This is a genomic window from Bacillus sp. IT-79MI2, from assembly GCF_949768135.1.
Lineage (GTDB): Bacteria > Bacillota > Bacilli > Bacillales > Bacillaceae_G > Bacillus_A > Bacillus_A pseudomycoides.
Genome location: NZ_CATKPV010000011.1, coordinates 70,882 through 83,249, shown reverse-complemented (window position 1 = coordinate 83,249; position 12,368 = coordinate 70,882). Strand labels below are relative to the sequence as shown.

Below are 12,368 nucleotides of genomic sequence, written 5' to 3'. Positions count from 1 at the left end.
TTTCACTACCTTCAGTTTATTTAACTTGCATATATGGATTAATTTTTTCCAGTAACAGATCTTTAATATTTTTATTACAGTTCTCAAATACTGGGTAACGAACTAGTAATTTATCTTCATATTTACTAAACGTTATCTCTCTTGCTGCTTCATAATTATCAGAACTTATGTCTTCAATATAATCTTTGTAATTCATCTCATAGAGACCTAAATAATTAATTAACAAAACTTTATCCATCAATTTAAAGTTGTTTCTAAAGATATTTAACCAATTTAATCCAAAAGTTTTTTTCATTAAATTAACTTGATTAATTTGGTCCAGTATTGAGAAATCTGATTTCTTCATTAATGGAAGCATATCGATTATAGGTCCAGTTTGATTCATAAATTTATGGTCAATACTGCTTCGTTCTTCTTGCACTAATTGCAATGGAACTACATCACTTCCATTAGTAAGTTTATTTTCAAAGACTATTACATCCAATATCATTTCTATTAGACCCCATACTTCTTCATCAAAACTGCTTAATATCTCTTCTGGAATTGTCAAAACAGCGAGCTCCAAACGAACAATGTCATTTTGATAATTTAATTGAGAATAAGTTATCAATGATCTCTTATACTCTGAAATAAATTTAGTTAGTTTTTTATCCTCACTTTCTGTTAATCCATTAGAAAGTTCTGCATAATCAGCATACTTACTTCTAGAAATATTACGTTTTAACCCATTCTCAAGTATTTCAACAAGTTCATTTTCTAAGATCAATGAACTTCCTTTGTCCCAAACACTATGATGTGATGAAATATGAATACTAAATGTAATTTCATCTTCATGAACAATAAAAATATTACTTAATAAATCCCATTCATTAATATTTTTATAACGATTAATAGACTTCATTTCTTTCATTGTTTGATTATAAGTTTCTAAAGAGCTATATCTCAAATCAATATATTCAATACCTGGGGCTTCATTAATTGCAATTTCTCCTATTAGATTGAATCCATTAGCTTTCAATAGTACACTTCTTAATGAGCCATGCTCTTCGATTAAATACTTTATAACTTTAATGACGTCCTCAGCATGGTAGGCTCCTCGAATAGTAATTTCATCTTGAATAATTGAATAAGGTAATGCTAAAAGATAATCTTGTATTGGGGATGGCGAATACACATCAACTTTATCCATTTCGACTGATTTTTGTAAGTTTGCTCTATCAAATTTCTTGTATCTAACAATATTTTCACTAATCTCATTATCAGAAAGAACCATTTTAAATTCCGACTTCGACATATTATCCCTAAATTCCCCAGAGTCTTTCATATCTAAAATATAATTTGGAAAAACTTCCGGCTGCATATTAAGATTTATCGCCTCTAAAATTCTTTTCTTTAAATTCAAGGTAATGTTTTCTACAAATAGAATACGATATTTAATTTTATCAACTAAAACCACTTTTTCTTTACTATAAATATCTGTTCCATATTCTTTTAAAATATATTCATCTAAATTGAAATTCACATTCTGTTTTGTTTCTTTTGTAAGTAATAATTTTTCATTTTCAAAGAATTCACTGATTTTCCGTGCTGATTTCCTATCCATTATTTCTCTAATATTGCAGTCATAGCCTTTTTGTCTAAGTTTTGAAATAACTTTAATAGCTTTTAGTGAATCACCACCATAATCAAAGAAACTATCATTAACACTTATTCTTTCAGAAACCTCCAGAACTTCTTTGAATATATCAATCACCACCTGTTCCATAGTATTTCTAGGTTCTTCATACTTGTTCTGTACGATCAATTTAGGAACTGGCAATGCTTTTTTATCAACCTTCCCTGACTTAGTTTTAGGAAATTCTTTTACTACCGTCATATAATGGGGAACCATGTAATCAGGTAACTCTCTTTCTAAATTTTTATAAATGTAATCAAAATCAATTGTTTTTTCACTTAAAATATATGCGCATAGTTCATGAGTGTTATTAATTCTCTTAGCTATCACAATTGCATCTTTTACACCATTAATTAACCTAAGTTCCCCTTCAATTTCACTAAGTTCAATTCGATAGCCTCGAATTTTTACTTGCTCATCAATTCGACCAAGATAATCAATATTTCCATCTGAAGTCCATCTTGCTAAATCTCCGGTTCTATAAATACGTTCTCCAGGTGTATATGGATTCTCAACAAACTTTTCTTTTGTAAGTTCAGGTTGATTAACATATCCATCACTAACACCTTCACCTGCAATACAAAGTTCCCCTTCAACCCCAACACCACATAGTTTATTTCCTTTCAAAATATATAACCTTGTGTTACCGATAGGCTTACCAATTAATACTTCTTTGATTTTTTCTTTTGAATTAAACCTATGGTAAGTTGAACAAACCGTTGTTTCTGTTGGACCATATACGTTAAATACATCATCAATCTTTCCATTAGAAATATTTTGATATTTTCTTATCACATCTAGAGGGAGCTTTTCTCCTGCTAAAAATAATTTATCAAACGAATTAAATTGTTCTATCATATTATTTTCCATTGCATACTCCATTAACGCTGTAAAAAGAGACGGTACTATTGTCAATTGACGATCTTTGAACATATTAATTAAAGATGAGGGATCGTTCCTACATTCTTCTGGCACAATTTCTAAGGTGATGCCTGATAATAACGATGGGAATATTTCCCATGCCGATCCATCAAATATATAATTAAAATACTGCAAGACAACCGTTTTATTGTTGAATTCCGCATTATTTTTCTGCCATTCTACTAAATTTAGTACATTCCTATTATTAATTTTTACACCTTTAGGATTCCCTGTTGTCCCAGATGTATAAATAATATAGGCTAAATCTTCTATATCATTTATATATGGTAAGTTTGGCATACTTTCGATACTAATATCATTTATAGTAATAGAATTATAATTATTCAAAATTTCTGAACCTAATGTTTTTCCAGAGCCTTTTAATATTACATTAACTGATGCATTATCAAGCATGTAATTCACACGTTCATCTGGATGAGATGCATCAATAGGTAAATATGTTGCCCCAGATTTCAATATCCCTAATATCCCAGCTATCATTGCACTACATTTTTCTGTCACCAATGCCACTACATCATTTTTACCTACTCCAAAATTTCTTAAACTATAACCAATACAATTAGCCCAGTTATTTAACTCTTTATAAGTAACAAGTTGGTTTTTAAATTTCAAAGCTACTTTATCAGGATTATTCTTCACTACATCTTCAAATACTTCTACAATTAATTTAGAATTAGCAAAATTCATCGTAGTATTATTAAAGTTATTCATCAACAGATGTTTTTCTTCTTCATCAATAAACTCAATTTCATCAATTAAAATATCCTTTTTAGCGATTACTTCTTTGATAATTTTTATGAAATGATGAGAAATAGAAATAATATCACTTTCTGTAAATTTGTCTGTTTGATACATGAAACCAAACTTTAAGGCCTCATCTTTATACGCAGCTACAGTTAAAGGATAATTAGTTTCTTCTCTGCCGCTTAATAATTCCAATTTTAGCGCTGTCTCTTGCGGACCTTCCTGTGTGTAATAATTTTCAAAAGCAATTACTGTTTGGACTAAATCATTTTCTAAATTTGTACATTGCGATTGTATTTCTGCTAAGGGACAATAATCAAATTCGCTACTTTTAATAGCTTGTTTTTGTATCTTTGATAACATACTTAAAAAGGTTTCTTTGTTTTTTGTTTCAACTCTAATTGGAATTGTATTTATAAACAATCCAACCATATTTTCGATACCAGCTATATTAATATTTCTACCTGATACTATTTTTCCATATACAACATCACTTTGATTTGTATAGTGTTGTAATAATATCCCCCATGCAGCCTCTACCACAGTATTTAATGTTAAACTTTCAAATTGACATAATTCTTCAAGTTTTCGAGTCTCTTCTATACTTACATCAACTTCAAGTACTCGGATTTCTCCATCAATTGAATTATTTTCTACAGATCCTTTAATTACAGACTCATTATCATAGTTTTCTAATAATTCTACCCAATAGTTTCGCGCAGCTTTCTTATCATTTTTTTGCATTAAGCGAATATAACTCTCATAATCATATCTAGATGATAAAGTATCATTAATCTTATTTTTTTGTAGCCCCGCTTCCAATTGAGAATAAAACTGGATTAGATCATTCATTAAAATTGAAGTACACCAGCCATCCATAATGATATGATGGAAACTAATCACCAATTGAAATGGTTCATTTTCTAAGTGAATTAAAGCTACACGAATTAAACTATCGTTTTCTAAGTCAAAACCTCTTCGAACATCTGCTTTTAAGAAGGTGTCTTTTTCCTTCTCTTGATTTTTTGATTTGGAAAGGTCGATTTCATTAAATTCAATAGCTCTTCCCTTTAACATAACTTGTCTTGGTTCACTTACATTTTGATACACAATACTGGTTTCAAGCACGCCGTGCTTTTCTTTTAATAAGTCCAAACTCAATTTTAAATTCTCAACAGAGTTTAAGCCACTAACGGAATACACACTTTGAACAACATACTCACTTGACTCTTCATTTAGCAATTTGTGATACAACATTCCTTCTTGCATCCCTGTCATTGGGATAATGCGATCAATCTCATATCCCTTTTCCACATACTTTTGAACAACTTTGTTGTATTCTTCAAGTGACCAATATTCTTCTCCATGGTCAAAAGGTGTCCGAATGGTTTCTTTTTGTCCCAAGCAATGGTGAATTACTTCTAGTAATTCATCTTTGATTGCTTGTATAAAAGTATTCATCTCCTCTTTTAAGTACTCTGAACCATTGAAACTTAAAACTAAACTTAATTTTTTATCTGAGATTGCACCATCTAAAGATAATTTGGTATGGAAAGTATCCTTTTCTGAAACATCCCTTCCATGTGAAAGACTACTCTCTGAAAAATCTTCTCCGGATTGACTAAATTGAAACTCTCCAAGATAATTAAAGGTTAAATCCGGTTCCACTCCCTCAAGAACGGTCTCCCCCAATTTATTAAGAATGCCATATCCAATCCCATGATGAGGGATTCTCCGTAAGTTTTCTTTAGTCTTACTAATATCCGTTCCGATGGAATCACCAAGTTCCTCTAAGACAACTGGATACGTACTAGTAAACCAGCCGACGGTACGATCAATGACCACATGATCCACAATCGCTTCACGTCCATGACCTTCCATATGAATAGCTAAAGAAGTTTGACCTGTCATCTTGTTCACCGCACGACCAACCGCCGTTAATAGTAAATCATTGATTTCAGTTGAATAAGCCATGCTGGCTTTTTGTAGTAAGTCCTCAGTCTCTCTTTTAGATAAAGACATTTTTACTTTTTGAGGATCTAAGTATAACTCTCCTTCTTTTACAGGCAATAACAATTTCCCATCATTCACTTTAGACTCAACTGTCTGCCAATAATTCACTTCAGACTGTAATTGAGAGCTTTCACGATAAGATTGAAGTGCTAAACTCCACTCCTTAAAAGAGTGAGTTTTAGGAGGAAAGTTAATCTCCTTCCCTTTTTTAGCAGCTTCATAGGCCGATTTAAGATCCTCCACCAAAATTCTCCAAGAGACACCATCTACCACTAAATGATGGATACTCAAAAGGAGATAATCACCATCTGTTAGACTAAAGATTCCAGCCTTTAAAAGTGGACCATTTTCCAAATCCATACTAGCTTGAATTCTAGTAGCCTGCTCATCAACCATGTAATAAGCTTTTTCCAATGGGAACGTGGTGTAATCATAGCTTTCTACTGTTACTAATTCACTTTCAGCTATAGGTAGAATAACTTGTTTCCCGTCTCTATAAGTAGCTCTTAACATATCATGATGGATTGCCAATGATCTTAACGCTTGCTTCAAAGGCAGGAGTGCTAATCCCGTAGGGATTTGTAAGAAAACGGATTGGTTAAAATGGTGCTTATCTATTCCTTTATGCTTCATAAACGCTTTTTGAATTGGAATCATCGGAACCTCTCCCATAACTTCCGATTGGTTAATCTCCAACACTACCTCTTCCACTTGAACACCTTGTCCTATTCTTCGAGGTGTTTTTTTATCCATAATATCTGGGACTTTTAAGCTGTACCCTTTTTCTCTTAACTTCGAAATAATACGGATCGCCTTAATAGAGTCTCCACCTAATGAAAAGAAGTTCGCATCGATTCCTAGTAATCCATCAATATTCAACACATCTTTAAAGGCTTGTACAATAGCTTCTTCTCTCTCATTTCTAGGTTCAATATATTCTTCTAAATCTGTAAAACTAGGGTCCGGTAAGGCCTTACGATCTAATTTACCAGTTCGAGTTCGTGGGAAATCTTCCAATTGCACAAAACAAGCAGGTATCATATATTCCGGTGAATTTTTACTTAGTTCTTCCTTTAAGTACGCAGCTTCCACAGAAGATTCTGTTATAATGTATCCGCAAATCATCTTTGAGCCGTTATTTTCTTTGACCAACACGACAGCATCTGACACTTCAGGTATCGCTCTGAGTTTACTTTCAATTTCACCCAACTCAATACGGAAGCCTCGAATTTTTACTTGTTCATCTATTCGACCAAGATAGTCAATATTTCCATCTGAAGTCCATCTCGCTAAGTCTCCCGTTCGATACATCTTTTGTTCAGGAATATATGGATTTTCTACAAATTTTTCTTCTGTTAAATCTGGTCTATTTAAATATCCCCGAGTTACTCCATCGCCACCAATACACAATTCTCCAGGAACTCCAATTCCACAAAGCTGATTCTCATTCAACACATATAGTTTTAAATTAGATATTGGTCTACCAATCAATACTTTTTCTACATTATTCATGCCTGAAAAATCATAACAAATAGCCGAATCTGTTGTTTCAGTTGGTCCATAGATATTGTAAACCTGATTTAAATTCCTACCAGTAGTGTTCATATAATCTTTTAGTAATTCTATCGGTAATACTTCTGCCGCTAAATATAATTTGTCAAATTGTATTAATTTATCAATCAAATTATGTGCTTTTGCATATTCTAAAATTTCTCTAAACATCGAAGGAACACAACAAAGTTGAGAATTAACCAATAATTCCAAATACTTTCTAGGGTTCTTCTTATCCTCTTCTGATAGCATTAATAAAGTTCCCCCTGCTATTAAAGTAGGAAAAATTTCAGAAACAGAAGCATCAAATATATAATTATAATTTTGTATAACTCTAGTTTTATTATCAATCTCTCCATTTAGAATTTGCCAATAACTAACATTTACCACACTCTGGTTCTCCACCATTACTCCTTTGGGTGTACCAGTAGAACCTGAAGTAAAAATGATATAAGCCAAATTATTTGGGCTTGATACAAGAAATAAATTACTACTAATTTCGGTTTTATCACTACATAAATCAATCGTTTCTAACTCATTAAACTCAACAAGTAATTGATTTAGTGTTTTACTTCCTCCTTGTCCGAATAGAATTACCTTTGCCTCACTATTGTGAAGCATATAGCTAACTCTATCTATAGGGTGCTTTGGATCAATTGGCATATAAGCAGCTCCAGATTTTAGTATACCTAATATTCCTACGATCATTTCCACAGAGCTTTCACTTATTAAACCTACTATTTCATCCGGTTTAATGCCTAAATTTCTCAATTTTTCACCAATAGCATTAGCTCGACCATTAATTTCTTTATAAGAATAATTTTCTTCTTCAAAAACTACAGCTATACCGTCAGGATTTTGCATCACCTGTTCTTCAAATAATTGTATTATTGTTTTATCTTTAGGGTAATAAGCTTCTGTTTCATTAAATTCTTCTAAAATTAATTTTTCTTCAACTTTGTTAATCATACTTAATTCACTAATTAAAGAATTAGGATTATGCAAAATATTCTCTAATAATGTTTCATAATGCTTCGCCATAATTGTAATTGTTTCGTCTTTAAATAGATCTGTACAATATTCCCACCCAACTGTATACCCGTCATTTTTGGATATCATAGTTAATGATAAATCAAATTTTGCAGTAACTATTTCTGGATTAATTAGTTTCGCCTTAAGTGTATCAAGGTAAATCGCTTCAGAAGTATTCTCTTGAGCAAACATAATATCAAATATTGGATTTCTAGACGAATCCCTGGTTAAATCAAGATCAGATAATAAATTTTCAAAAGGGTAATTTTGATTTTCGTAGATGGAAAAGCACTTTTCCTTTACTTGTTCTAAATAATTCAAGAAATTTTCGCTACTCTCAACTACTGTTTTAATAGGGAGCGTATTGACGAACATTCCTAACATATTCTGTAACTGAGCATTAGTTCGTCCTGAAAATGGCGATCCAATAATAATATCATTCTGTCTAGCATATTTGCTCAAAAGAATATTGAACACTGCTAAAAAAAAGATAAACTCAGTTGAGCTATTTTCTGAACAAATCTTGGCAATTTTATGATTTAATGATTTATTAAGTTGTTTGATTTTTACTTTTCCGTTGTAACTTTGTTTATTTTTCCGTGGGAAATCAGTAACTAATTCAACTGTTGGAACGTCTTCTCTAAATTCATTTATCCAAAACTCCTTTTGTTTTGTTAAATCCAGCTTGTTTGCCCAAGCACTAAAATCTTTATATTGAATTTTAGATTTTTCTAATTCTTCACCTGCATATGCTTTCGATAAATCCCTCCAAATTAGTCCAATTGACTCACCATCAGCAATTATATGATGAATATCAATCATTAAATAAGTCATTCCATTAAGTTCTTCAATCAACTGAACTCTCATCAAAGGACCTCTTGTTAAATCAAATGGTTGAATAAAATCTGCATAACAACTTTCAATATCTTCTACTTTTTTAGTATTACAGTAATCTAATGTAACTAATTGTGAGTCACTAACAACCTGAACAAACTCATTATTTTGGATAGCAAAAGTAGTTCTCAATAGTTCGTATTTTTCAGAAAGTTTTTTAATTGCATCTTGTAACTTATCTTTTTCTATTTTCCCCTCAAAACTCATCATTACAGGCATATTATATGAGGTTCCAACATCTTGCGATTGATCGATTGCAAATAATCTTTTTTGAACAGAACTCATCCTATATTTTTTTATCATTACTATAATGCCTCCGCTTCACCAATTATCATATTTTCCATTTCATAAGAAGTATCAACATTTCCTTTTAAAACCTCTTCAATTTTTTCACTAACTTTTCTAATAGTCTTCAGTTCTAAAACGTCTTTTATATTGAAATTAATATTGAAATTTGTTTCTATTGAATTCACTACTTGAATGGCTTTTAATGAATTCCCTCCCAAACTAAAGAAATTATCATCTAATCTGATTTGTTCTACATATAAAACACTTGTATAAATTTCTCTAACTAATTTTTGAGTCAAATCATATTTTTCTTCCACTGCATGGTCTAGAACTGTTGATAAATTCCCCATCATTGATAAGGCTTTTTTATCAATCTTTCCACTTCCTGTTAGCGGATATTTATCTACTACTAAATAGAAATTAGGAATCATATAATCTGGTAAATTTTCTGATAAAGCATCGTTTATCTGATCTGTTAGTATTTCGTCTTTTGACAATACATAAGCTGCCAAATATTCATTACCAGTATCATTATTAATCATAACAATTGCATCTGAAATACATTCTATTTTCCTTAGTTTTTGTTCTATTTCACCTAATTCAATTCTAAAACCCCTAAATTTTACTTGATCATCCATTCTGCCAAGGTATTCAATATCTCCATTCTCATTCCACCTTCCCAAATCACCAGTTTTATAGAATATTTCTTCAGAATCATGTAGATTTAAAATAAATTTTTCCTTTGTCATGGTCTCTAGATTCAAGTAACCACGAGCAATTCCAATACCAGCTAAGCAAATTTCACCTACTATGCCGATTCCACATCTTTGATTATTTTGAACTATTGTCACCTTTGTTCCAGTAACTGGTTTTCCAATTGGAATACTACTTTCATTTTTAAGCGTGCCAAGATTATAACTCGTTGCACATACTGTATTTTCTGTCGGCCCATATAAATTATAGATATCTTTTATTTTCTCTTTACCTAAACTTTTCATTTTCTCCACCAAATCTAGCGATAACGTTTCACCTGCTAAATAGAGTTTCTTAAATTTTAATAGTTCCTCTACCATATTATTATCAACTGCAAAATCAATCATTGCCCTAAACATAGAAGGAACAACTTGAAAATGTTTATTATCTAAAGTTTTAATAAGCTTTCTTGGTTCTAATCGTATTGATTCAGAAATCATCTCTAATGTACATCCATTTAGCAAAGCTGAAAATATTTCTGACACAGAGCCATCAAATATATAATTAAAATATTGTAAAACGACGTCTCCAGGAATATACCCCCCGATTTCAGCTTGTGCTTTAGCTAAATTAACAACCCCTTTATGTTCAATCATTACTCCTTTAGGGTTTCCTGTCGTTCCGGAAGTATAGATTACATAAGCAAGATTATTTTGATTGAATTTTATCTTTTGATACTCCTCCAATTCTTCGTCTCTTAAATTTTTAAAATCAATTATTTCTTTTATCCTTTCAAATTGTTCCACTTTTACATTTGATAAATGATTAGGTCCTAGAATTAAAGTCTTAACAGAGCTATCCTTTAACATATAATTTATTCTTTTTGTTTTATGGGTTGGATCAATAGGCAGATAAGCTGCTCCCGCTTTTAAAATCCCTAATATTCCAATAATCATTTCAATTGATTTATCTGTAATTAATCCAATTCTTTCTTCTTTTTCTATTCCAATATCATATAATTTATTACGAATAATACTTGATTTCATGTCTAGTTCTTGATAAGTAATCTCTTCTTCACAATATTTCACAGCTACTTTATTTGGATATTTTTCAACAATTTTTGAAAATGCATCGATAATTGTTTCTTGACTGTTTAAAGATTTTTTTTGATTGTTAAATACTTTCTCTAATAACTCCAATTCTTTTTTATTGGTTATATTAATGTCTTTTAATTTCTTGGAGGGATATATAATCAACTCTTTAATAATCTCAATATATTGTTCTGAATATCTATAAATAGTAGAATTTTTAAATAATTCAACGCAGTATTCCCACGATAATTTATATTCTTCAGTTAATTCTTCTACAGATAAAGTTAAATCGAATTTTGAAATTTTATTTTTAATATCCAACATTTCTAATTTTAAATCACCCAACATATATTCAGGCATTTCATTATTTTGCAACACAAACATAGTATCAAAAATTGGGTTTCTTGAACTATCAGATTCAAATGAAATTTTTTCATATAATTTTTCAAATGGATATTCCTGGTGTTCAAAACTCTCTAAACAATCACTATTAACTTTCTTTAAAAAATCACTAAGAGATACACCCTCTTCAAGTTCCATTTTTAAAGCTAATGTGTTTACAAACATACCAATCATATTTTGAGTTTCAGGATGATTTCTTCCCGCCGTTGGAGTACCAACTACTATTTCCTTTTGTAAAGAATTTTTGTTCAAAAGAATATAGTACGCACCTAAGAAGAAAGAATACTCACTAATTTTGTTTTCCTTGCAAAATTTCTTTATCGAACAATGGATTTTTTTATCTATAATGATTTGAAAATCATTCCCTTTATATGATTTATATTGCCCTCTAGTATAATCTGTATATAAATTTAATACTGGTGCTCCATCTGAAAATTTATCGGTCCAAAACTTTTCATGTCTTAATTCATTTTGACTGTTTTTCCACATCGTATAATTTCGGTACTGTATTGTTTGTTTTTTCAATATTTCATCTTTGTATAGTTGTGATAACTCATTAAAGAAAGGTCTCATAGACCCACCATCAAAAATAATATGATGAAAATCCAACAGTAAGAAGTCAGATTCGTTCATATGAAGCACCTTAACTCTAAACAATTTACTACTTGATAAATTAAAAGGTCTAATAAATGATTCAATTTCAAAATCTAATTTGGAATAAATAGAACTTTCCTCAATAGAAATTTCATACGGATTATCAATAACTTGATAATACTGACCATTTTCAAATTTAAATGACGTTCTCAAAATTTCGTGTTTTTGAATTAGAGCATTTAATGCCCTTTTCAATTTAATGATATCTATTTTCCCATCGGATTTTAAAACCATTGGCACATTGTAAGTAATATTTTCATTTTGTGACTGATCAATAATAAATAATCTTTTTTGTACTTCTGACATTAAACTTTTCATTCTTTTCTCCTCTTCCAAATAATTAGATTCAAACCTAAATAATGATTTTTGCATAATACATTCCCTATTCT

Annotated in this window: 2 protein-coding genes; both read right to left on the bottom strand. The window is 30.6% G+C overall.

The window, feature by feature from the left end; all coding sequences use genetic code 11:
* Positions 1 to 16: 16 nt before the first annotated feature.
* Positions 17 to 9,154, bottom strand: a complete 9,138-nt coding sequence (locus tag ACM6HU_RS00485; RefSeq protein WP_414847945.1) for an amino acid adenylation domain-containing protein — start codon at positions 9,152 to 9,154, stop codon at positions 17 to 19.
* Between the two features lie 2 nt (positions 9,155 to 9,156).
* Positions 9,157 to 12,351 (bottom strand): non-ribosomal peptide synthetase, encoded by a 3,195-nt coding sequence (locus ACM6HU_RS00480; RefSeq protein WP_229161508.1) that lies wholly within the window; start codon positions 12,349 to 12,351, stop codon positions 9,157 to 9,159.
* Positions 12,352 to 12,368: the final 17 nt, after the last annotated feature.

Bases quoted from the DNA above. Each gene is read 5' to 3' on its own strand.
- ACM6HU_RS00485 (WP_414847945.1), bottom strand. From the start codon at position 9,154: ATGATAAAAAAATATAGGATGAGTTCTGTTCAAAAAAGATTATTTGCA.
- ACM6HU_RS00480 (WP_229161508.1), bottom strand. From the start codon at position 12,351: ATGCAAAAATCATTATTTAGGTTTGAATCTAATTATTTGGAAGAGGAG.